We start from the raw sequence: 22,812 nt of genomic DNA on the forward strand, positions 1-22,812 counted from the left end.
GCTGCAGCCCTTCCAAGGCCGGCCACCTCTGCAAGGCCATCGCCGTCCTTCAGAACCACCGCGTTGCCCAGGCCGCCTGAGGATGAAAAAGAGTCCGTGTTGTCGCCGGAGCGGGTGGAGGAGTATCCGGCGGGCTGGGGACTTCCTGCTGAGCTCAGAGAGAGAATCTGGGCCTGGGAAGAGGATTTCCCGAACCCTGACGACTGGAGTTATTTCGACCACCCCTCAAGTGCTCCAGGCAGCAAGGTCAGCGGCTGGGTGCGCTGGATTCAGGATCCCGTGCAAGTCGAATGCGGTAAAGGCCACGAGATGGCGCATCTGTTGACGATTGCTAGCCGGGAATTCGACATCGAGACGGGAAAGCGTTGGGCTCCTATCGAAGAGCGTCCGCTGCCCCCTCATGCCCCTTCCGAGATTCTGTATCCAGCCGACCTCGTGATCCAAGATGCTGGATCGCTCTACCTGTTCGTTTGCCTGGAATGCCCCGAGCGCCCGGTGGACTCTCTCAGCCAAGGGTCATGAACATGGCGCCGCATCGCGCATGCCTCCGCACGCCTGCGCCTGCCTTGATCGGAGGGCCAGCCACGTTGCTCAGTGAGCCAGGGTGAGGAACGAACCCTGGATCGCCGATCGCCCCCAGCCATGCACGGCGGCCAGCCACACCGTGGCGATCGTAAGGGCCGCATCTGTGCGGCGGCGCGGCAATCCCGGTCGGAGCGTTCGGTTCGTACGGCGGTACTGGCGTGCGGTGGCCGACCCGGTGTCCCGCCGCCGTCCGGGACCGGCCCCCAGGCCGCACGCCCGGACGGCGGGCGGGCGGAGGGCCGGAGGTGCGGCGGCGCGCCGCCCCGCCGCCTTGATCTCCTATGAGTGCTCTCTGACTCCGGCGTCCCCCTGGAGGACATCGCCCGGCTCGTCGGCCACAGCGGCACGGCGGTCACCGAAGCCGTCCACCGCAAGCAGATCCGCCCGGTACTCCTGCAAGGAGCTGCGGCGATGGACACCCTCTTCGCCTGGTAGTCACTCAGTTAGTCGCTCACCAACGCGAAAGGGTGCCACCCAGAAGAGTGACACCCTGCTCGACCAGAAAAACCTGGTCGGGACGACAGGATTTGAACCTGCGACCCCTTGACCCCCAGTCAAGTGCGCTACCAAGCTGCGCTACGTCCCGGTTTGTGTCGATCACCCCCTGCGGGGCGAGACGTCATAACCTTAGCGCACATCAGAACCGCACGTGTACTCAGCGGGAGGGGCTCGTGGGGCGTAGGCCGACCGTCGATCGGAGTGAGCTGGCCAGGCTCGTCGCCGAGGGGATGAGTGTGCAGGAGTTGGCCGCGCACTTCGGGGTCAGTGAGTCCGGGGTGCTGCAGGCCAAGCGGGCCGCGGGCCTGGCCAAGCCGATGCTCGATCACAGCCGGGCCGTACCGTGGAAGCTGGAGCGGAAGCACGCGCAGTCCGGGCCCGCCACGAACCTGCGGAACCTGTCCGCCGCCGCGCAGGGGAAGCCGCCGGCGGCCGAGCGGTTGAACACTGCCTTGCGGTGGGCGCAGCGGCTGGTCGATGCCGGGCTCGACGTCGGCTACGACAGCGTGAGCGGGTTCAGGGAGGTCGCCGCCGCCCCTGGTGACTCACACGTCGCTACAGTGCTGGAAGCGGCCAGGAAAGCGCTGGAAGGCCGCTGACACCGGCGTTTCGGGCGCTCGTACGGGGGCAGTCGCTGGTCTCGACATTAGAGACCGGAGGCGAACATCATGTCCACCTTGATCTGGGTGGTCGTCGTCGTGGTCGCGGTGGTGGCCCTCGCCGCAGTCGGCTACGTGGTGTTGCAGCAGCAGCGCCGCAGCCGCCTCCGCGCACGTTTCGGCCCCGAGTACGAACGCCTGATGGCGGAGCACGACAGCAGGCACGACGCGGAGCAGGAGTTGCTCGCCCGTGAGCAGCGCCACTCCGAGCTGGACATCCGGCCCCTGCCGGAGGAGTCACGTGACAGCTACGCCGCCCGGTGGAACGAGGTGCAGGAGCGCTTCGTCGACGCCCCCGGGTTCGCGGTATCCGAGGCCGACCAGCTGGTGGCGGCGGTCATGGCGGAGCGAGGCTACCCCACGGAGGACTTCGAGCAGCGGGTGTCCGACCTGTCCGTCGGGCACGGTGCCACCCTGGACCACTACCGGGCGGCCCACGAGATCAGCGGGCGCGCCGCCAGGAAGGAGGCCTCTACCGAGGACCTCCGTCAGGCGATGGTGCACTACCGCGCGCTCTTCGAAGAGCTCCTACAAGAGACCACGCGAGGACGGTGACCGATATGACGAGCGACGAGCTGAAAGTGCCGTCGCAACGGGCGGACCAAGTCGACGATGATGCCCGGGGGCACGACGACGCCCCCAGGGACGGTCTCCGCACGGACGATGACCGCGCACACGACTTCCGTACGGACGATGACCGCGTGGGCGGCTTCCGTGCCGATGCCGTTCCAGACGATGATGCCAGGGACGACGGCTCCCCCAAGGACGACTTCCGCGCGAACGACACCCCCACCGCCGACCTCAGCAGGGAAGACAGCGTCCGTGACGAGCGGTCGCAGGTCGACGCGGAGAACGACGAGAACGACGAGAACGACGAGGGGAATGGCGCCCGCCACCACAAGCCGTACGCCCCGACGGGCGGCGACATGCTGGCGGATTCCGAGCCCGAGTACGGCGGCGGCACCGACGACGTGGCCGGCGAGCCCATGGTGGTGGAGAGCGCGCCGGCCCACGCCGCCCCTCAGTCCGTCGTCCTGTTCGACCAGGACCCGGCCGAAGTGCAGGGCCGCTGGCGCGAGCTGCAGACCTCGTTCGTGGACGACCCCAGTGACGCCGTCCAGCGGGCCGAAGGACTGGTCGAAGAGGTCGTCGAGGCGATCACCAGCGGTCTGACGGCTCGTACGGGCGAGCTGCGCGACCGCTGGAAGGGCGCTGGCGACACCGAGCAGCTACGGCTGGCCCTGCGCGACTACCGGGTCGTGCTGGAGCGGCTGCTCACCCTCTCAGGCCACGAGACAGGGCACGAGACATCAGGGCACGAGACAGGTCTCGCAACAGGCCATGAGACGAGCCACGCAACCGATACGGCCTACGGAACGAGGTAACGGGACATGCTGGCGATAGTCGCGGCGATCATTTTCGGCCTGGGCTTCCTGCTCGACCTGCTGAACGTGAGCATCGGGTCAGGGATCTCCGGCACGACGTTCATGCTGCTCGGCCTCACCCTGCTGGCGCTGCACCAGGCGGGCATCGGCACGGCCAGCGTCAAGAGCTACGGCGGCTGGCGAGGCCGTACCCGCCGATAACGAACGCCGATAGCGGACACAGCACGACAGCGCGCGGCGCACTCGATGATCACGAGATGATCACGGGGCGTCGCGCGCGCACATGTCGATTCATGTCTGGTGAGATCAGGTCTTGCTGGGGAAGCGCATGGTGACCGTGCTGCCCTCGCCGCCCACCCGCAGCGACAGGTCGGAGGAGAGCAGGCGGGCCACCCAGAGTCCCATCCCGCCCACCGAGCCGGGCATCGGGCCGGGCTTCCAGGTGCCCTCGTCGTGTACCTCGACCACCAGTTCGCCGTCGTGGACCCAGGTGCGGAGCTGTGCGTCGACCGTGCCGTGGGTGACGGCGTTGGTGGCCACCTCGTTGACGGCGATGACGAAATCGCCCACCGCCTCTTCCGCCATGCCCACCTCGCGGGCCTCGGACGCGGCGAACTGGCGAACCCGCGGGAGGTCCGGCAACCGGAAGCTCAGCTTTTTCACCGGCGCGCCCGGTGGCGGGCTGATGGAGCCCGCCTGAGGATCGACATCCTCGTTCACCCGGTAACCGCCTTAATCAGCTGACTAGCTCACTACGTAGCTGGTCCAGCACTTTACGGAGGATTCGCGATACATGCATCTGCGAGATGCCGAACTCTGCCGCTATTTCGGCTTGTGTCATGTTCCCAAAGAAGCGAAGCAGCAGGATGTGCTTCTCACGCGACGGCAGCGCGTCGATCAGCGGCTTGACGGCCTGCCGGTCGACCATCTTGCTCAGCGTATCGTCGTCCTCCGGGATGATGTCGCCGAGAGAGGCGGCGTCGTCCTCGGTTCCGAGCGGCGCGTCGAGCGACAGCGTGCTGTAGGCGGCCGAGGCGTCGAGCGTGAGCAGGACGTCCTCCTCGCTGATGTTCATCTTCGCGGCCAGTTCGGCCACGGTCGGGGAGCGTCCCAGGTCCTGGCTGAGATCGGCGACGAGCCGGTTCAGCTCGGAGCGGCGCTCCTGATAGAGGCGCGGCACCCGGATGGCCCAGGTACGGTCGCGGAAGTGGCGCTTGACCTCGCCGGTCATCGTGACGACGGCGTAGCCCCTGAAGGCGTGGCCGAGAGTGGGGTCGAAGCCGTTGACGGCCTTCATGAGGCCGACGTACGCGGCCTGCAGAAGATCCTCCAGAGGCTCACCGCGGTAGCGGTAGCGTCTGGCGATCTCCATGGCGAGCGAGCGGTGCATCTCGACGATGCGCTCCCTCAGGCGTTCGCGGTGACTGTCGGTAGTGGCTTCGCCGGCCATTTCGGCCAGCAATTCTTCGGCGGTCAACTCCTCGAGGACGAATTCCCGCACAGCCATGGCTGCTCCTCATATGGGTCGCAGGGCCGCCTCCACCTGCAGGAAAAGCCCATGCAGAGGCCGGCCTCGCTCTACATCCGAGACGGAAGCCCTCTGCTGGACTTCGGATCCAGTGTCCCCCCTCACGGCAGAAGTATTCCTCCTTCGTGCGGTGACAGTAGGGTTGCCCCGTGACAATGCCGGAGAACGGCGAAGGGGCGGTGACGGCCCTGAGCCTTACGTCGTCGACCGTGGACGAGATCACGGTGATCAAGGTCGATGGCGTGCTCGACGCCACGACGCGCGAGCAGTTCGCCGACTACCTCTCTCTGGCGGGTTCCGAGCTGATCCTGGACCTGGCCGGAGTGACGTTCATGGACTCGCGCGCGCTCGGCCTGATCGTCCACCATTGGCAGACCAGCCTGGCATCGGGTGCCAGGTTTGCCCTGGTCGGCGTGGAATATTCAAAGTCAAAGGTCATGTGGATCACCGGGCTCGCGCAGCGGCTGCCGCTGTACGACACGCTCGACGACGCCTTGGCCGCCATTGGCTGAGCACATTCCACCAAGGCCGCTAGCGGCGGGACTTTTTCTGGTGCTCGTCGACCAGGAGCCTGGCCAGGTCCGCCACCTTGACCTGGTGGTGCTGTGAGATTCGGCGCAGTTCCTCGAAGGCCGCCTCGGACGAGCACCCGCTGGTCTTCATGATGATGCCCTTGGCCTGGTCGATCACCGAGCGACCGGCCAGGGCCTCCTGAAGCTGGGCGGCGTCCGTACGCGCTTCCTCGAAGTCCCACAGGTTGGCCATGGCCACGCCCACCTGCTCGGCCAGCATGTCGGCCAGCGCCTGGGCGGCCTGCGGGGAGAAGGCGGCCGGCCGTACCGAATAGAGGCCGATGACCAGCAGGACGGGGTCGAGCCGGATCGGCACGGTGAGCACCGAGCGCACGCCCCAGCGGGCGGCGAGCGGGGCGTAGCGCGGCCAGCGCGAGTCGCTGAGCACGTCCGTCACGACCACCCGGCCGCCGGTCAGCCTGGCGTCGGTCGACGGGCCCTCGCCGATGTCGCGTTCGCCTTCGACCAGCATGATGAGCTCGCTGTGCGAGCCCGACACCAGCACCCGCTGGTCCCGCCAGTGCTCGGCGGAACCGCCCGAGCAGCCGGGGACTCCGTCGGCCAGCGCGGTGGTCAGACCGCGCAGCACGCTTTCCGTTGAGTTGTCTTCGCCCAACCGCCCGAGAGTCGCCAGGTTACGGGCAAGTCCGGGGGTGATCATCGCCGTTGATTTCATAGCAAGCAAGCCCTACCCCTTATAGCTAGCATTATCCAGCGTGGCGTAGCGTCAGAGAATGACCATGCCCGGCCTCGAACACGCCCTGGACGCTCTGTCCGGACGTGTTTCCTCCCTGCGCGAGGCGCGGGCGGCCTACCCCTCCGACCTTGCGCCGACTCTAGACGCGGCACTCGCGGAGCTCGACACCGCCGCCGAGTTGCTGGCCGAGGCGCGTGAAGCGCTGCGCAACGCGCCCAAGCGGCAGGGGGGCAAGAAGGACGGAGGCCAGCGGGAGCTGAAGCTGCTGCGCCAGGTCTACCGGGCCTTCCCCGTGCCGGTGATCGTGCTGGACGGCGGCGGGGTGGTCCGGCGGATCAACCCCGAGACCTCGCGGATGCTGGGCAGCCCTGACGGCTACCTGGTCGGGCGGTCGTTCCCGCTGCTGGTGGACGTGTCGCGGCGAGCGGCGTTCCGTTCGCACCTGATGTCGGTGCTGCAGACCGGGCAGCCGGCGGCGTTCGAGTCGCGGCTGGCGCACCAGGGCCGGACCCATACCGTCCAGGTGGCCCTGACCAGGCTGACGATGCCCGGCGAGCCGCAGCAGATGGTGGCGGCCGTGGCGCTGCCGACCGAGGTGCAACTGCCCGAGCCGGGCGCGCGGCGGCCCGAGCAGTCCGACGGCGCGCTGCTGCTGGCGGCGGCCAAGCGCCAGGACCTGCTGGCCACGATGACCACGTTGCTGCTGGATGAGGAGGCGCTGCGGCAGCCTGTGGCGCTGCCCAGGGCGACGCGGCTGCTGGCGGCCGGCTGGGCCGACTGGGTGATCGCGGACGTGGTACGCGACGGTCTGGCCCGCCGCGCGGCCGTCGTGGCGCCCAAGGACCACCCGCTGGGCGACCTGGTACGCCAGATCGAGTCCGCCCAGCCGGCCGCGAGCCACGTGGTGACCCAGGTGCTGGAGCGCGGTTCCGGCGTGGTGCACGAGATGGTCGACGACGAGACGCTGCTGGGCTTCGGCGCCGACGGGCCGCTGCTGACGGCGATGGGCGCCGGCTCGATGCTGTGCGTGCCCATCGGCCCGGCCGACGGCGTGCTCACGCTGGTCAGGTCGCACGACCGGCCGCCGTTCACGCTGGCCGACCTGGGGGTCATGCAGGAGGTCGGGCTCCAGCTCGGGCTGGCGGTGCGTGCGCAGAGCAGCTTCCAGAGCCGTTCGCGGGCCGCCGACGCGCTGTCGGCCACCGTCGCGCCGCGCAACCTGCCGGACGTGCCCGGATACGAGGCCGCCGCGATCTACAATCCCGGCGCTTCGGTCGGCGCCGAGTTCTACGACGTCTTCCCCGTCGCGGACGGCTGGGCGTTCGCCCTCGGCGGCGCCGCGGGCAAGGGCGAGGAGGCGGCGTCGGTCAGCGCGATGGTCAGGGGCGGGGTCCGGGTGCTCAGCGTCTGGGAGTCCGATCCCGACGTGGTGCTGCGCAAGGTGAACGAGGCCCTGGTGACGCAGGGGACCGGCATGTTCGTGATGGTCGTGGCCGGGTTCGTACGGGGGCGCAGGATCCGCCTGTCGTCCGCGGGGCATCATCCGGCCGCGCTGCTGCTGCCCGACGGGAGCGTCCGGTTCGCCTCGGGTGGCGGCGTGCCGCTGGGCATCTCGCCGGAGGCCGAGACCGAGGCCGAGGAGCTGACCGTCGCGGTGGGTGAGACGCTGCTGCTGTACTCCGAGGGGCTGATCTCCTCCAGGAACGAGGTCGGCGAGCCGTACGGCGAGGAGCGGCTGGCCGACGTACTGGGCAGATGCGCCGGTCAGGCGCCTACGACCATCGTGAAGGCGGTCGAGGCGGACCGGCACGCGTTCTCCGGCGGGCAGGTGTGGGACGAGATCGTGGTGCTGGCGCTGCGTGGCGTCTGAGTGGTGCCGGCTCTGCGGCGTCTGATCTGCGGGGGTTTGCGGTTGAGCCATCTTTGGGTAAGGTCGGGGGAAGAACGACGTGCCTAAGACGCAGGCACACCTTGAAAGCTGTTTTAACGCTGAGGTGTGCCATGAATATCGCGATCGTCGCTTCCGCTACCGGTAACAAGCGTCACCACATTCTCTCCGTAGCGCGTGAACTGGGACGCGAGCACCACGTCACCATCTACTCCCGTCGTGACAGTGCCGAGGGCAAGGCCAGGACGCGGGTGGCCCCGGGTGTGATGATGGAGCACATCGAGGTGGGCCCGGCCCGCGATCTCGCCCCCGCCGACGTCATGCCGTACCTCAAGGACGTCGGCCAATATCTGAGCCGGCGCTGGAGCCAGGAACGCCCCGATGTGATCCACGCCCACTCCTGGACCGGCGGCCTCGCCGCCGTCACGGGCGCCAGCGGCCTGGGGGTGCCGGTCACCCAGACCTTCCACACCGTCGACGCGGCCCACGTGAAGCTGGAGCGCGCGCTCGGCCGCAGCGCCAGAGCGGTCATCGCCGGCTCCGGTGACGAGGAGTCGGCGCTGATCCGGCTCGGCGTGCCGCGCCACAACATCGCCATCGTGCCGTACGGCGTCGACACCGAGCGCTTCCACCGCCAGGGCCCGGTCGCCACGCGCGGCAGCCGCAAGCGCCTGCTCCACCTGGGCCCGCTCACCCCCGAACGCGGCGCCCCCACGATCATCCGCGCGCTGCAGGGCCTCCAGGACGTCGAGCTGGTGCTCGCGGGCGGCCCCGAGCCGGACCTGCTCGACGGCGACCGGGAGGTACGCCGCCTGCGCGCTCTGGCCCAGCAGCTCGGCGTGGCCGACCGGGTGACCCTGCTCGGGCAGGTCAAGCGGACCGCGGTGCCCAAGCTCATGCGCAGCGCCGACGCCGTGGTGTCGGTGCCGCGCGAGGCCACGACGGGGATCGTCGCGCTGGAGGCCATGGCCTGCGGTGTACCCGTGATCGCCTCGGCCGTGGGCGCGCACCTCGACTCGATCATCGATGGCGTCACCGGCCTGCTGGTGCCGCCGGACCGCCCCGCGCGGACCGCGCGCCTGGCCCGCGAACTGCTGACGGACCCGACGCTGCGCACCGCGCTCGGCTACGCGGGCGCTGACCGCGCCCGTTCGCGCTACTCGTGGGAGCGGGTCAGCCAGGAGCTGGTGCGGGTGTACGAACTCGCCTGCGCTTAAAGTTCCTTTTATGCTGATTCACCCTTGGGACGCGGGCACCGACGAGCAGTCCCTGGCGTACGTGAAAGACCACCAGTTCGGGCACCTGATAGCCGCGGGCCACGGCCGTGAGGTGCCCGTCGTGGTGCCGACGCAGTTCCTGCTGGTGGATGAGCGGACGATCGTGCTCCACCTGGCCCGGCCGAACCCGATCTGGGCGGCGATCGACGAGAACCCCAAGGTGGTCATGTCGGTGGCGGGCCCCTGGGCCTACATCCCCGGCCGGTGGCGGGCCGAGCCCGGTGCCGAGCCGGAGCTGGGCGTGCCGACCACGTTCTACTCCTCCGTCCAGCTCATCTGCCGGGCCGAGATCGTCAAGGAGGCCGAGGGCAAGCTGGAGATCCTGCGCGAGCAGCTCGCCGACCTCGAACCCGGGCAGGGCGATCCGGCCCGGATGCCGCGGCTGATGTCGGGCATCCAAGGGATCCGGCTGGCGATCGAGGAGATCCGCGGCAAGTTCAAGTACGACGGGCACAAGGACGACGCTCACCGGCAGCGGGTCGCCAAGGGGCTGACCGAACGCGGCGGGCCCGGCGACGCCTCAGCCCTCAGCCACCTGTAAGACGCGTCAGCCCTCAGCCATCCGTAAGACCCGCCGGCTAAGGCGCCAGGAGGCGGGCCGCCTTGAGGCCCAGGTGGATGGTCAGCCGGTCGTCGCCCTCCGACAGGTCCCGGTGCAGCGTCCGCTCGGCCTTGCCCAGCCGGTAGTAGAGCGTCTGGCGGTGGATGCCCAGCTCGGCGGCCGTCTTCTGGGCGTGGCCGCCGTGGTCCAGGTAGACCTCCACGGTGTGCGCCAGCTCGGCGTCCAGCGCCCCCGTCTCGGCCGCCAGCTCGCGCAGGTCGCTCTGGCCGAGCCGGGCCAGCAGCCGGTGCACGCCCAGGTCCTCCCACCGGGCGACGGGCGCGAAGCGGGGGAAGTGCTCGGCGACGCGCAGCGCCTGCCGCGCCTCGCGCCAGCTCTGCCAGGCCTCCGCCGGGTCCGCCCGGGGGGCGCCGGTGCCGGCCGCCGTGCCGTACGCGCTCTGCAGGGTGTGGGCGACCTCGGCGGCCAGGTGCGCGGGGGCGAGCAGCGCGACGGGCGAGCCGGCGCGGGCCAGCACGCCGCGCGGCAGCGTCCAGAGGGCGGCGACGCGCTCCTCCGACTCGCGGACGGCGATCGCGGTGACGGGCCCGAACACCTCGATGGAGGCGCCGGCCCGCTCCTCCGGGTCGGCCGAGAGCAGGGCGCGCAGGCCGTGGCCGAGGTCGTGGCGGCTCCTGGCCTCCTGGGCGAGCGCGGCGGCGGCCCTGGCGACGAGCGGGGCCGCCCGGCTCAGCGCCTTCTCGGTGAGGCTGCCCGAGTCGAGCAGCCACAGGTAGCCGTAGGTGACCTCGCCATGGCGCAACGGCCAGCAGACCCTGGCCAAGACCTTGAGGTCGGCGTCCGCGGGGATCCTGACCGGGCCGTGGGCGCGGGCGATGCCGTAGCGTTCGAAGTAGTCGCGGACCTCGCCGGTGGCGCGCCTGCGCAGGATCGACTCCTGGCGGACGGTGTCGATGTCGCCGTGCTGCGCGCCATACGCCAGCAGGCGGAACGAGCGGTCCTCCAGCGTCGCGGACGCCCCCAGCAGGCGGGCGAGCTCGTCGACGGTCTCCTGTAGATCTGCCGAGTTGTGCATTTGTATGACAGCCTGCCACACGTGGCGTTACGCGCGTCGATGGCCCGGTTGTGAGCTGCGGTTTTAGGCTGAGAACATGCTGGGTCAACTGCTACTCGCCACCTCCCGGAGCGCGCTGGTACGCCGCTCGGTATCCGGCTTCCCCCTCACTCGCAAGGTCGTCGACAGGTTCGTCGCCGGTGAGAGCGTTCAGGAGGCCCGGACCGCCATCGAACGGCTGCGCGACGCCAAACTCGCCGTCACCGTCGACCATCTCGGCGAGGAGACCCGCGACGCCGGCGCGGCGGCGGCCACCGCGAAGGCGTACATCACGCTGCTCGACGCGCTGCGCCCGCTCGATCTCGGCCGCCGGGGCGAGGTGTCGGTGAAGCTGTCGGCCGTCGGGCAGCGGCTCGACGACGCGATGGCCCTGGAGCACGCCCGCGAGATCTGCGCCGCCGCCGACGCGGGCGGCTCGACCGTGACGCTCGACATGGAGGATCACACCACCGTCGACTCGACGCTGGCGATCCTGCGCAAGCTGCGCGCGGACTTCCCGTCGACCGGCGTGGCGATCCAGGCCTACCTGTTCCGCAGCGCGGACGACTGCCGCGCGCTGGCGGTCGAGGGCTCGCGGGTGCGCCTGGTCAAGGGCGCCTACCGGGAGCCCGCCTCGGTCGCCTACCAGGGCAAAAGCGAGGTCGACAAGGCGTACGTGCGATGCCTGCGGACCCTCATGGCGGGGCAGGGGTACCCCATGGTGGCGACGCACGACGACCGGATCATCTCGATCACCGAGCTGCTCGCCGACCGCTTCGGCCGCCGGCTCGGGTCCTATGAGTATCAGATGCTGTACGGAATCCGCACCGACCGGCAGGAGGACCTCGCCGGGGCCGGTCACACCGTGCGCGTCTACGTTCCCTACGGCGACGACTGGTACGGCTACTTCATGCGCCGCCTGGCCGAGCGGCCCGCCAACGTCGCCTTCTTCCTTCGTGCCCTTGGGGGTAAGTAAATGGACGCCATCAGCAACGTGCCGGTTCCCGCCAACGAGCGGGTCTACGGCTACGCGCCGGGCAGCCCGGAGCGTACGACGCTGGAGAACCGGATCAAGGAGCTGTCCGGGTCCTCGATCGATCTGACCATGACGATCGACGGCGAGCGGCGGCTGGGCGGCGGCGCGCCGATCGACGTGGTGCAGCCGCACAACAAGGCCTCCGTCCTCGGCCGCATTCAGGACGCCACGGCCCAGGACGTACAGGACGCCGTCGACAGCGCGCTGCGCGCGGCTCCGGCCTGGCGGGCGCTGTCGTTCGACGAGCGGGCGGCGGTCTTCCTCAAGGCGGCCGACCTGCTGGCCGGGCCGTGGCGGGCGACGCTGAACGCCGCGACCGTGCTCGGGCAGTCGAAGTCGGCGCAGCAGGCGGAGATCGACTCGGCCTGTGAGCTGATCGACTTCCTGCGGTTCAACGTGGCCTACGCGCGGCAGCTGTACGCCGACCAGCCGGCGTCGTCGCCCGGGGTGTGGAACCGGATGGAGTACCGGGCGCTCGAGGGCTTCGTGCTGGCGATCACCCCCTTCAACTTCACCGCCATTGCCGGAAATTTGCCGACGTCGGCGGCTTTGATGGGAAATGTCGTCGTCTGGAAGCCTTCGCCCACTCAGCAGTTCGCGGCGCACTTCACGATGCGCCTGCTGGAGGAGGCGGGCCTGCCGCCGGGTGTGATCAACATGGTCACCGGCAACGGCCAGGCGGTCTCCGAGGTGGCGCTCACGCACCCGCAGCTGGCGGGCATCCACTTCACCGGCTCGACGGCGACCTTCCAGCACCTGTGGGGCACCGTCGGTGCGAACATCGCCTCCTACCGCGGCTACCCGCGCCTCGTCGGCGAGACCGGCGGCAAGGACTTCGTCCTGGCCCACCCGTCGGCCGACCCGGCCGTGCTCGCCACCGCGCTGGTCAGGGGCGCCTTCGAGTACCAGGGCCAGAAGTGCTCGGCGGCGTCGCGGGCGTACGTGCCGCGCTCGGTCTGGTCGCGCATGCGCGACGACTTCGTCTCCGCGGCCGAGTCGCTGACCGTGGGCGACGTGGCGGGCGACCTGTCGACGTTCATGGGCGCGGTCATCGACGACCGGGCCTTCGCCAAGCACAAGGCGGCCATCGACCGGGCGCGCGCCGCCTCGAACATCGACCTGCTCACCGGCTCGTACGACGACTCCACCGGCTATTTCGTGAAGCCGACGATCCTGGAGTGCGCCGACCCCACGGACGAGATCTTCGTCAAGGAGTACTTCGGGCCGATCCTGGGCGTACACGTCTATGAGGACGGCGACTTCGACGCGGTGCTCGACCAGATGGAGAGCGTCTCGCCGTACGCGCTGACCGGGTCGATCATCGCCCAGGACCGCTACGCGATCGCCTCGGCCTCGGAGCGGCTGCGCTTCGCGGCGGGCAACTTCTACATCAACGACAAGCCGACGGGCGCGGTCGTGGGCCAGCAGCCGTTCGGCGGCGCCCGCGCCTCGGGCACCAACGACAAGGCGGGCTCGATCTTCAACCTGATCCGCTGGGTGAACGCCCGTACGATCAAGGAGACCTTCGTCCCGCCGGTCATCACGGGTCCTTACCGGGGTGACATTCCGCAGACGGCGTTCGAGCAGCCGGACCTGAAGAAGCTGGGTTACTGAGGTCCAGCGGCTGAACAGGTGAAAGGCACCCCGGACTCGGGGTGCCTTTCACCTTTTGGCCGGCGGGCCGCCCCGTCCCGCGCCCGCACGGGGACGTCCGGTCGCTCGGCCCCTTGAGCTGGAGTTTTGCACTCAGACGGAAACCTCTGGATGGTGCCGACATGTTGCGGCACCCTGGCCAGGCACCGGGGAAAGCGTTCGTCCTTCACGAACTCGACGAAGGTGTGGGGGCATGTTCTGCTCCGCAGGTGGAGATCGTCCTGGTGTCGGCGGGGGCCCGCATCGGGGAGGCGACGGGGGTCCATATGCGATTACAGGTGCTCGGGCCGATGCGGTTCTGGACCGGTTGCGACTGGGCTCCGATCCCCAGCCCGCGCCCCCGAACCCTGCTGGCCCTGCTGACGATCGGCGCGGGGCGGCCGATCACCACAGGACACATGATCGCCGAGCTGTGGCCGGTCAAGCCGCCGCCGACGGCGGCCACTCTGCTCCGGGGCTACATCCTGCAACTGCGGCGCGCACTCGGCGACGACGGCGGCGAGACGATCATCACCCGGGCGTCCGGCTACGAGATCCGCCGCGCCGCCGAGGAGACCGACGTCGCCCGCTTCGACGCCCTGACCGCGCAGGGGCGCACCGCGCTGGTCAAGGGTGCCGCCGGGGAGGCCCACCGGCTTCTCTCCCAGGCGCTCGCCCTGTGGCGCGGCGAGCCGTACTCCGACACCCTGCCCACCACGGCGGTGACCGCCGAGGTGAGCAGGCTGGGCGAACGCCGGCTCACCGCCACCGAGGCCCGCATCGAGGCCGGACTGCTGCAGGGGCGGGGGCCTGAGCTCATCCACGAGCTCCAGGGCTTGACCAGAGAGCATCCCTTGCGGGAGGGCCTGTGGGCGCAGCTCATGCGCGCGCAGCACGCGGCCGACCGCCGCGCCGACGCCCTCGACACCTACCGCCGAGCACGCCAGACACTCAGGGCGGAACTCGGCCTTGAGCCCGGCCCTGAGCTGCGGGAACTCCACCAAGCCATTCTCGAGGGGAGATCCTTCCCCGGCGCGGGCGCCGCAGCCCGCGCCGCAGCCGCCCAAGATGGCCCGGCCTCGGCGACACCACCCCTGAAACTGCCGCTGGAACTGCCCTGGGAACTGCCCCGGGACGTCCCGGCGTTCGCCGGACGGCAGCAGGACCTAGCGTCCTTGCAACGACTCATGACCAACCCCGGCGGGTCGAGTGCCGTCGTGATCACCGGAGGCGGCGGCATGGGCAAGTCGGCACTGGCGATCCACCTGGCCCATCGCTTACGCGACCACTTCTCCGGCGGCCAGCTCTACGTCGACCTGCAAGGATCCCGCGAAGAAGCGAAGCCCCTCCAACCCGCCGAAGCCCTGGCCCGTATGTTGCGGGCCCTCGGCGTCGCATCGGCGGATGTGCCGGCGGAACCGGCGGAGGCGGCCACCCGATTCCGTTCTCTCACGTCGGGCCGCGACCTGCTGGTGCTTCTCGACAACGCGGTGGACACAGCCCAGGTCGAACCACTGCTCCCCGGCGAGCGCTGCGGCGTCCTCATGACCGCTCGCCGCTCCCTGACGACCCTGGGCTGCGCCGTCCACCACCTGAACGCCCTGCCCGAGCGGGAATCGCTGACCATGCTCGGCGGCTTGGCGGGCGACGACCGCGTCGCCGCCGAGCCGGACGCGGCTCTGCGAATCGCCCGATACTGCGAAGGCCTTCCTCTCGCCTTACGCATCGCGGGCGCCCGACTGACGTCCCGGCCGAACTGGCCCCTCCGCTGGCTGGCGGACAAGTTGGAGAGCGAACAGCATCGCCTGGACGAACTGGAGATAGACGACTTATCCATCCGCTCCGTGTACAGCGTCAGCTTCAGAGAACTGAAGAACGACCCCAGCGGACCGGACCTGACTCGCTTGTTCTGCCTGCTGGCCCGCCACCCCTACGTCACTCCCCCCTTCGCCACCGCACTCACCGACGTGGAACTTGACCATGCTGAGCGGCTGTTCCAGAGACTGCTGGACACTCGGCTCCTGGACTCGCCCCGACCGGACCACTACGAGATGTCCGGCCTGATGCGACTGTTCGCCAAAGAACAGGCCTTCATGCACATTCCCTCATACGAACAACCAGGAGATCAAGAGCGTAATCGCCTCTTCTACGCTGCACGTGCTGGCTCGCCCGGAATCGGATTCCAGCAGGAACGGGGGATCGCCATTAGGCATTGAATCCAGCTGCAGTTCGATGGCCCCGGATCGTCGCCTGATGAACCACACGTTGTCGTCGTCGGCCGCATGAGTTTTCGGTATCCGCGCAACCTCGATATCCGCGAACATTTTCCTGAGGGCGGCGAAAATCTTGTCGACGGGACCGCCCACAAGATCAGCCGCACCCCAGGAAAGCCCTTCAGTCATGAGGGAAACCGTTGCCCATCGCACCCGCGCCCTTCAGCAGCGAGGCTTTCCAAGGGCCTCAGGCGCCAACCGGCCCTTCTTGGGAACTGGATTTTGCTGCACATCGCCGAACGGATTTCCCTCACCGACCGTGACATTCACGTGATTGTAGTTCGTCGCGCCGCCGGCGGTCGGCTCAGGAGCGTAGGTGACCGTACCTCCAGCGGCGCGGATGTCGCCGGCGGTAGTGGCCCGAAGGCTTCCATGAGGAACGCCGGCGCCTGCTTCTTCGACCGACTGTCCCATCGAACCTGAGAACACTTCTCCCGCTCCTGGCATCGGGCTTTGTCCGCCACGAACGATGACGTAATCGTCTGGTACTTCCCAGCCGTTCGCATTGTGTACCAGTACCGGAGTGTTTCGAGCGACCACATGATACGTGTGGGCGTCGTTGACAGTGAGGTTGTGAACGCGTTCGGTGGCGGTCCACTTCTGGACGGCGGTGATCTGGACGTGGGTGCCGGCACTGGTGCGGAGCCACATGCCCGGCTGCAGCTGGTCCGCGTCACGCCACTCGCGCAGGTCGTCCAGCCAGAACGGATGGCCTTCGGTCGCGGTGACGTTACCGGTGCGATCGCCTCGGCCGCCGTCGATGTCCACGGTGATCTTGACGAGGTGCTTGACGCCCTCACCGACGATCAAGGCGGTGACCTGTTTCGCTTGTGTACTGCCGGTGCCCGGGTCGGCGGCCAGGACCCAATCGCCCACCTCGACACGCTCGATGGGCTTGGCGGATCCGTCCGCCATCAACACCTTCGTGCCGGGGACGAAGCTGTTGCCTTTACAGCCTCGGCCGATCGCCCTGGCGGCGGCTTTTATGCCCGATCGGATCCTGCCCGCGCCGCGAGCGGCGGAGGTCGCCCCTTTCCGGAGGACCTCCCCGGCGATCTCGCGGCCCGCCATGCCCGCTGCCCTCGCCGCGGCGTATCTGGTCAGCCCGGCGAGCCCAAGCTTTATCGCTGATCTGGCCAGGCCTGCGACGCTGACCACGGCAAGGGCGATGTCTGGCGCTAGTTTGCCGGCCTTGTACCAGTTGGAGTGAGTGTTCGCTCCTACCCAGCCCGCGATTTTGTCTTCGGCTCCGGGCAGATTGAAGAGACCGGAAAGGGGGTTCATGACAGGGTTCTGCAAGCCCCACATCTCAGCGCCTACATAGCCGTTCCAGGCCGGCTTGAGGACATGCTTGACGAACCAGTTGCCGCCACCGCCGCCACCGCTATGGCCACCACCGCCACCACCGCTGCTGCCGCCAGAGGTGTTGTTGCCTCCTCCGGGGCTCGAGTGCGAGCACCCCTTGTTGGCGTAGTAGCAGTCCGGATTGCCGTGGAGCGGGCCGTCGAGGCCGTCGGGGTCGCTCTGGGTGACGGGGGTTTGGGTGGCGTAGGAGTAGCCGTCCCAGCTCTGCGGGTAGCCGAGGTTGAACAGCGGGTCGACGGAGATGAAGCGGCCGATGTCCGCGTCGTACTCACGAGCGCCGAGGTGGGTGAGGGACGTACTGGAGTCGATGGTGCCGCCGACGAAGCCCCTCTCCCCCGGCCAGGTGCCGATCGCGGTGCCACGTGGCTGGCCGAAGGGGGTGTAGCGCCGCTTGGTGAGCGCGCCGGTCGTCGCGTCGATCGCCACCTCCCCGGTGCCCTGGTGGTCGGGCGACAGGAAGGTGACCCCCGCGGTGGTGCGCATGGCGATGGTCACGTCGTCGTGGCTGTAGTAGCGGGTGGCCTGGGTGGTCGTGACTCCCTTGTTGAGGCGCACCTCGAGCCCTGGGAGGTAGACCGTGGTCCCGGTCGGGTCGCGGCGGATCAGCCGGTCGCCGTCCGAGTCGTAGCCGAAGCCGGTCTCACCGGCGCCCGCGTCGGCGACCTTGGTGAGATGGCCTTCGACGTCCCAGGAGAGCGTCTGGTCGCCTGCGGCTGTAGTCCGCCTGGTGGTGTTGCCGGTGGCGTCGTAGGCGTAGCTGTCGGTACGCCCACCTGTCCCGGTCTGGGTGGTGACGGTGGCGAGTTGGTGCCCCTTGTACGAGGTACCGACGCCGGTGCCACCCGCGTAGGCATAGGTCCGCGTGGTGCCGAGCTTGTTGGAGGTGTCGTACTGCGTCTCGGTGGCGCGGTTGCCGGAGGCGTCGAAGGTGTACGCGGTCCGGTACGGCGCGGGGCCGCCCAGGGTCGCCGAGCCGGGATCGGTCGCACAGCCGTCGCTCGCCTGGGTCCAGGCGTCGGTGAGCCGCCTCAGGTAGTCGTAGCGGAAGCACTGGTTGTCGGTGCCGTCGCGGGAGACGTCGGTGATCTGCCTGATGTCGCCCGCGTCGTCGTAGTCGTAGGTGGCGTCGCGGTCGATGCCCGGCATGCCGGCGTGGACCGTGGTGCTGGTCTTCAGCCGCTGGGTGCCGAACTCGTACCCGTAGGTCTGATCGACCTGCTTGCCTCCGGTGGACAGCCGTCTGCCCAGCAGCTTGCTGGTCTTGCTGTAGTCGCTCCCGATGACGTACGTCGCCAGGTTGCTCGTCAGCTTCACCGCACGGCTGAGCTCGTCATACGTGGTGGCGACCACCTCGGCCGGCAGCCCGCCGACCGCTGGGCTGCTGACCGACTGCACGCTCCCGTCGAGGTTGTAGACGGTGTTGAACTGGTAGCCGGCGGACGGCGCGAGCGCCGACTCGGCCGCGGGGAGGCCGGACAGGGTGACGGTCGTGCGGGTCGGCCGGTTCTGGTTGTCGTAGGAGTTGACCGCCTCGGTGTAGACGGCGCCGTTCTCGTATCGGATGGAGCCGGTCGGCTGTCCCTTGCGTACCGTGTCGTAGGTCCACTCGGCGAGCTTGGCGCCGGGGCTGCCGCTCGTCGTGTCGTACCGGGCGGTCTGGCGGCCGATCGGGTCGTAGGTGGTGCCGATCTTCTTGCCGCGCGCGTCCTCCGCCTGGACGGCCTGGTCGAGGTCGTCGTAGGCGTACTTCGTGACCCCCTTGTCGGGGTCGGACACCTGGATCTGGCGACCGCGCAGGTCGTAGTCGTAGGTCCAGGTGTGGCCGCCGTACCCCTTGATCGACGCCAGCTGTCCCCTGGGGGTGTAGCTGTAGGAGGTCGAGTCGTAGCCGCCTGGCTTGTGCTGGCGTACCTCGACCTTCCTGCCGAGGGCGTCGACCACGGTGGTCGTGGGGATACCGCCGGCGGGCGGGGTGACGGTCGTCCAGTCGCCGCCATAGGCGTAGGTGGTGCGCCACTTCTCCCCGGCGTCGCTGTTGCCCGCGAGCAGCCGTTCGGCGACGACGCGGTCGAGCCCGTCGTAGGTGTAGGCGGTCTGGCTCTCCACCTGGCCCGGGGTGTCCACGCCGAACAGGGATGCGCCGGGAGCGTCGTCGGCGTAGTACGTGGCGTAGGTCCGGTCCACGCTGCCCTGGGCGTTGTAGAAGGTGTCGCTGATCAGGCGGCCGCCGTCAGGACCGGGCTGCTGGGTCTGGCGGGAGCGCAGCCAGCCGTCCATCAGCTCGTACGCGGTGTCCTGGCCGCCGTCGTTGTTGAGCTCCTTGGTGTAGATCGCGGTGATCTGCCCGGCCACCGTCTGGTAGCCGAACTGCCGGTTCGGGAGCTGGCCGGTGTCGCGGCCCGGCGCCCACACCCTGCTCACCCGGCCGAGGGCGTCATAGGAGAAGACCGTCGTCTTGTCGCCCTCGTCGGTGGACTTGAGGGCACTCCCCCAGGCGGGATCGAGCTCGGTGATCGTGGTCATCGCCGAACCGGCGTCCCCGCTCTTGACCGGCGGGCCCGTGACCGTCGCCCTGGTGGTCAGGCCGCTGCTCTCGGTGTAGACGGTGGTCGTCGTGCGCTCGACGGGGGTGGCCGTGGTGTTGTCGACCACTGTCACGGCCTTCGGCCTGCCGTAGGCGTCATAGGCGGTCTTGGCGGCCAGCACATAGCGCACGACGGTGCTGGTGGTGCCGGTGGCCGCGACCTTGTCGGTCGCCGTGACCAGACCCCTGGTCGGCGCCGCTCCGAAGGCCCCGCCGTCGTAGTAGGTGCGCCCGTCGGAGATGAGCTGCTTGCCGAGGTCCACGGACTGACCGCAGGACGCCGCCACAGTCCGCACCTGCGCCGGGAAGCCGACCAGCCAATCGGTGGTGTTCTGCGCCGCGAGCGTCGTGGTGGTGCATCGGTTGTCGGCGTCGGTGGTGACGTCGCCGAAGTCGTCGACCTGCGTCGGCGCGCCCGTCGTGGGGTCGAAGGTGTTGGTGGTGGCCTTGGTCTCCCGCCAGCTCCCGTCGTCGAGCGCGGTCAGCTTCCGGGTGGTCTTGGTGCCGATCAGGTTGGCGGTGACGGTTCCCCACGAGCGGGTGCGGGAGGCGGTCTGGGAGTGCCACGGCGAAGAGACGCTCTTGGACACTACGCTGCCGCCGGCCTTGTCGTAGGTCACGGTGCGGACCTCGAATCCCTGCAGGGACTCGTGGTCGGGATAGCTGCCTCCCTCGTCGTCGGAGACCTTGACGTCCTTCTCGCCGCCGGAGGTGTTGAGGCGGTCGCCGTCCATGCCCTGGAAGTACCAGTGGTCGACCTGGCCGGGCGCGCCGCTGGTCGCCGCGCTGATCACCCGTACCTCGTCGTAGCCGTGCCACTGCGACCACGTCTTGTACTTCTCGGGCGTGAGCCCGTCGTCGTCGTCGAAGTGCCAGGCGGCGTGCCCGACGCCGTAGTCGTACCTGGTGACCATGTCCGGCGACCCGCCGGTCAGATCGGTCTGTACCGTCTCGGTCACCACGTACTTGTGGAACCAGTCGAGGGTCGGGTTCTCGCTCTCGCCGTCGGTCTTCGTCCAGTACGTGGGGAAGCAGCGACGGCGGTTGGTCTGCGGGGTCGGCAGGTCGCTCGTGGTGCAGTCCGCGTCGGAGTACTTGATGTCGAGGACCCCGCCGAACTCGTTGTACACCGTGCCGAGCCGGTCCTTCACGAACGGGCCGAGGTCGTCGCCGAGCTTGTCCACCCGGTTCGGCTTCTGTGTGTAGACGAACGACACGGGGGGCAGCTCGACCGGGTCCGGTCCGGCGAGACCGATGTGGACGATGGACGTCAGCAGCAACTGCCGGTCGACGTCGGCCATCCCCCACGCGTGCTTCAGCTCCCAGTAGTCCACCGGGCGGTAGTCGCTGCCGTCCGCCTTGAGGACCTGGGTCTTGACCATGGTCAGTCGTTTACGGGTCCAGAACGTGGGCGAGAGGTTGCCGTGGTCCTCTTTGCACTCCTGTCCGGAGTCGCAGTGCAGGTCCCAGGGCACGTCCTCCCAGTACTCCGGGTGGTCCTTGATCTTGTCCACCGCGCAGTCGGCGTCCTCGGAGCGCAGGCACCGCTCGGAGACCTCGAAGCTGACCCGTGCCGGAGCCTTGCCCGGGAACAGGTTGTCGGAGCGCAGGCCGTAGTCGATGTGGTCGAGGTAGCCGCCGCGTACGTACGACGTCTCATCCTCGGCCTTGAGGTCGCGGCCGTAGTGGTTCGTCTCCTGCTTGTAGAAGTAGGTGATGGCGTTGCCGTCTCGGTCGACGACCTTGTCGAGGTTCCACCGCCACGCCTGCCGGCACCAGGAGTCCTTGAACTCGGACTTGTGGCACGGCTCGCCGTCGTCGTCGCCGAACACCGGAACCGTCCAGGCCGACTGGGTCTGCGGGTTCTCCAGGGCCAGCGTGTTCAGCCCGAAGAAGTACTGGGTGCCGTCGGGGGTGGTGACCTTCCAGTACTCCCCGTCGTTGTCGCCGTTGTCGAGGGAGGCGCTGGTCAGCTTCTCGATGCGGGTGCCGTCGTCGTTCTTCATCCGCCACTTGTCGCCGCCCGCGGGGATGAGCTCGCCGCCCTTGCCGTTCAGCGTCATCGTGGCGTTGTCGTAGCCCCAGCACAGATCGCCGGGGTAGAGGTCGAGCGTGGTGTTCTTCGGCACGCCGTCGTCCTTGCAGGACTTGTAGCGCCGCTCGATGTAACCGGGCCACAGGTCGAACCCGTCGCCTGCCCAGGACGGCTGGGTGTTGGTGTTGGAGGTCCGGCCGTCGATGGACGAGGAGGAGTACGACAGGCCGACCTCCGGGGCCAGCCCGCCCGGCACCGGCGGCACCCGCATCGGGTACGACCAGGTGAAGTCGCCGGACTGAGGGCCGACACCCCACGTCGCCGACGCCGACAGCGACGTCGCCTTGTAGTCGCCCTTGCCGCTGGCGGGCGCCGCCGCGGCGGCCAGCACCGTCGCCGCGCCGTCCGCCGACGCGGTCGTCACCTCCGCGCTCACGCTCTGGTGCTCGGTGTCGTTGGCCGAGGCCACCGGGGTCGCCGTTCGGCAGCCGGCGGCGTCCGGCGTGGTGAGCGCGCAGGCGGGCAGCCGTACCAGCCGCAGGCGGGAGCCGTAGGAGGCGCCGTACGCGCGGGCGAACCCGGAGTAGTCCAGGCGCACGGCCATCTTCCCGGGGATCGGCGCGGCACCGGCCTGCTCGACGGAGAACACCACCCCGTCGACGCCGGCCCGCCGCCCGGTCGCGCGGTCCAGCATCCGCACCCGCACCTTGCCCGGGGTGGCGGACAAGGCGGTGGCGGACGGGGCGGTGGCGGCACCGGCGGGTGAGACGGCACCGACCCAGACCGGGAGTGTGCCCGCCTTCGCGGCAGCCGTGGAGGCCGACTTACGGAGGCCGGGCGCGGCGGCGGGCAGGGAGACCTCGGCGACCCCCGCCTTCGGCCACGTCACGGTGGCGGAGGGCGCCGGGTGGGCCACGGACGCGTCCACCTTGCGCGGTTTGACCTTCACCTCGTGCCCGGCCACCGTCTTGTCGGGGTCCGCCGGCTTGGGCAGCAGCCGTGCGGTCTCCGCCGCCACCGGTTGAGCCTCGACGGGCACCGCCGCCAGCAGCCCCGCGCACACGAGGAGCGCCGTCACGGTCGCGACCAGGCGCGGAGAACGCCGCCGGCGCTTCATGCCATTGCCGCTACGCACAACTTCCT

Annotated in this window: 17 protein-coding genes, 1 tRNA gene and 1 pseudogene; 13 read left to right on the plus strand and 6 right to left on the minus strand. The window is 69.3% G+C overall.

Translation table 11 applies throughout. The features are described 5' to 3' along the window. Together AB0J16_RS54230 and AB0J16_RS54235 are read left to right on the plus strand one after the other, a co-directional pair. A pseudogene (locus AB0J16_RS54230) lies at positions 1–522 on the plus strand (hypothetical protein); the annotation flags it as partial. Positions 523–870: 348 nt separating this feature from the next. Continuing rightward, positions 871–1,020 carry a hypothetical protein gene (locus AB0J16_RS54235; RefSeq protein ID WP_358555507.1) on the plus strand — a complete coding sequence of 50 codons (150 nt, stop codon included), beginning with the start codon at positions 871–873 and terminating at the stop codon, positions 1,018–1,020. Positions 1,021–1,094: 74 nt separating this feature from the next. Here AB0J16_RS54235 and AB0J16_RS54240 read toward each other — a convergent pair. Then, positions 1,095–1,171 (minus strand) — tRNA-Pro (locus AB0J16_RS54240). Between the two features lie 85 nt (positions 1,172–1,256). On the opposite strand from AB0J16_RS54240, the gene AB0J16_RS54245 reads away from it, so the two are divergent. The 4 genes from AB0J16_RS54245 to AB0J16_RS54260 all read left to right on the plus strand — a co-directional run bounded on the left by AB0J16_RS54245 (position 1,257) and on the right by AB0J16_RS54260 (position 3,328). Beyond that, the gene (locus tag AB0J16_RS54245; RefSeq protein ID WP_358555510.1) at positions 1,257–1,682 is read left to right on the plus strand and encodes a hypothetical protein; all 426 of its coding nucleotides are present in this window, start codon (positions 1,257–1,259) and stop codon (positions 1,680–1,682) included. 69 nt (positions 1,683–1,751) lie between these two features. Continuing rightward, positions 1,752–2,297 (plus strand): hypothetical protein, encoded by a 546-nt coding sequence (locus AB0J16_RS54250; RefSeq protein WP_358555513.1) that lies wholly within the window; start codon positions 1,752–1,754, stop codon positions 2,295–2,297. 5 nt (positions 2,298–2,302) lie between these two features. Then, the gene (locus AB0J16_RS54255) at positions 2,303–3,127 is read left to right on the plus strand and encodes a hypothetical protein (RefSeq protein ID WP_358555516.1); all 825 of its coding nucleotides are present in this window, start codon (positions 2,303–2,305) and stop codon (positions 3,125–3,127) included. Between the two features lie 6 nt (positions 3,128–3,133). Beyond that, complete coding sequence (locus AB0J16_RS54260) at positions 3,134–3,328, plus strand: hypothetical protein (protein ID WP_219538302.1); 195 nt, start codon at positions 3,134–3,136, stop codon at positions 3,326–3,328. A gap of 105 nt (positions 3,329–3,433) precedes the next feature. On the opposite strand, the gene AB0J16_RS54265 is transcribed toward AB0J16_RS54260, so the two are convergent. Further along, positions 3,434–3,847, minus strand: coding sequence for an ATP-binding protein (locus AB0J16_RS54265; protein ID WP_357945833.1), 414 nt, complete (start codon positions 3,845–3,847; stop codon positions 3,434–3,436). Positions 3,848–3,863: 16 nt separating this feature from the next. Next, on the minus strand, positions 3,864–4,634 hold the full coding sequence (locus tag AB0J16_RS54270) for a SigB/SigF/SigG family RNA polymerase sigma factor (RefSeq protein ID WP_358555519.1): 771 nt from the start codon (positions 4,632–4,634) through the stop codon (positions 3,864–3,866). 176 nt (positions 4,635–4,810) lie between these two features. Between AB0J16_RS54270 and AB0J16_RS54275 the strand changes: the two genes are divergently transcribed. Beyond that, positions 4,811–5,167 (plus strand): STAS domain-containing protein, encoded by a 357-nt coding sequence (locus tag AB0J16_RS54275; protein ID WP_357946367.1) that lies wholly within the window; start codon positions 4,811–4,813, stop codon positions 5,165–5,167. A 19-nt stretch (positions 5,168–5,186) separates the two neighbouring features. Here the strand turns inward: AB0J16_RS54275 and AB0J16_RS54280 are convergent, their stop codons facing one another. Continuing rightward, positions 5,187–5,843, minus strand: coding sequence for a GAF and ANTAR domain-containing protein (locus tag AB0J16_RS54280; RefSeq protein ID WP_358555522.1), 657 nt, complete (start codon positions 5,841–5,843; stop codon positions 5,187–5,189). Positions 5,844–5,961: 118 nt separating this feature from the next. Between AB0J16_RS54280 and AB0J16_RS54285 the strand changes: the two genes are divergently transcribed. The 3 genes from AB0J16_RS54285 to AB0J16_RS54295 all read left to right on the plus strand — a co-directional run bounded on the left by AB0J16_RS54285 (position 5,962) and on the right by AB0J16_RS54295 (position 9,630). Next, positions 5,962–7,794, plus strand: a complete 1,833-nt coding sequence (locus AB0J16_RS54285) for a SpoIIE family protein phosphatase (RefSeq protein WP_358555525.1) — start codon at positions 5,962–5,964, stop codon at positions 7,792–7,794. A 131-nt stretch (positions 7,795–7,925) separates the two neighbouring features. Continuing rightward, positions 7,926–9,029, plus strand: a complete 1,104-nt coding sequence (locus AB0J16_RS54290; RefSeq protein WP_358555528.1) for a glycosyltransferase — start codon at positions 7,926–7,928, stop codon at positions 9,027–9,029. A 10-nt stretch (positions 9,030–9,039) separates the two neighbouring features. Continuing rightward, positions 9,040–9,630 carry an FMN-binding negative transcriptional regulator gene (locus AB0J16_RS54295; RefSeq protein ID WP_358555531.1) on the plus strand — a complete coding sequence of 197 codons (591 nt, stop codon included), beginning with the start codon at positions 9,040–9,042 and terminating at the stop codon, positions 9,628–9,630. 37 nt (positions 9,631–9,667) lie between these two features. On the opposite strand, the gene AB0J16_RS54300 is transcribed toward AB0J16_RS54295, so the two are convergent. Beyond that, positions 9,668–10,726, minus strand: a complete 1,059-nt coding sequence (locus tag AB0J16_RS54300; protein ID WP_358555534.1) for a helix-turn-helix domain-containing protein — start codon at positions 10,724–10,726, stop codon at positions 9,668–9,670. Between the two features lie 76 nt (positions 10,727–10,802). On the opposite strand from AB0J16_RS54300, the gene AB0J16_RS54305 reads away from it, so the two are divergent. The 3 genes from AB0J16_RS54305 to AB0J16_RS54315 all read left to right on the plus strand — a co-directional run bounded on the left by AB0J16_RS54305 (position 10,803) and on the right by AB0J16_RS54315 (position 15,628). After that, entirely contained in the window at positions 10,803–11,720 is a 918-nt protein-coding gene (locus AB0J16_RS54305) for a proline dehydrogenase family protein (protein ID WP_358555536.1), read from the plus strand. After that, a complete protein-coding gene (pruA, locus tag AB0J16_RS54310) occupies positions 11,721–13,394 on the plus strand; it encodes an L-glutamate gamma-semialdehyde dehydrogenase (RefSeq protein WP_358555539.1) in 1,674 nt (557 codons plus the stop codon). Positions 13,395–13,642: 248 nt separating this feature from the next. Beyond that, positions 13,643–15,628, plus strand: a complete 1,986-nt coding sequence (locus tag AB0J16_RS54315) for a BTAD domain-containing putative transcriptional regulator (protein ID WP_358555542.1) — start codon at positions 13,643–13,645, stop codon at positions 15,626–15,628. A 219-nt stretch (positions 15,629–15,847) separates the two neighbouring features. On the opposite strand, the gene AB0J16_RS54320 is transcribed toward AB0J16_RS54315, so the two are convergent. Beyond that, entirely contained in the window at positions 15,848–22,804 is a 6,957-nt protein-coding gene (locus AB0J16_RS54320; RefSeq protein WP_358555545.1) for a polymorphic toxin-type HINT domain-containing protein, read from the minus strand. Positions 22,805–22,812 lie beyond the last annotated feature (8 nt).

This window comes from Nonomuraea sp. NPDC049750 (assembly GCF_040659625.1).
Classification (GTDB): domain Bacteria; phylum Actinomycetota; class Actinomycetes; order Streptosporangiales; family Streptosporangiaceae; genus Nonomuraea.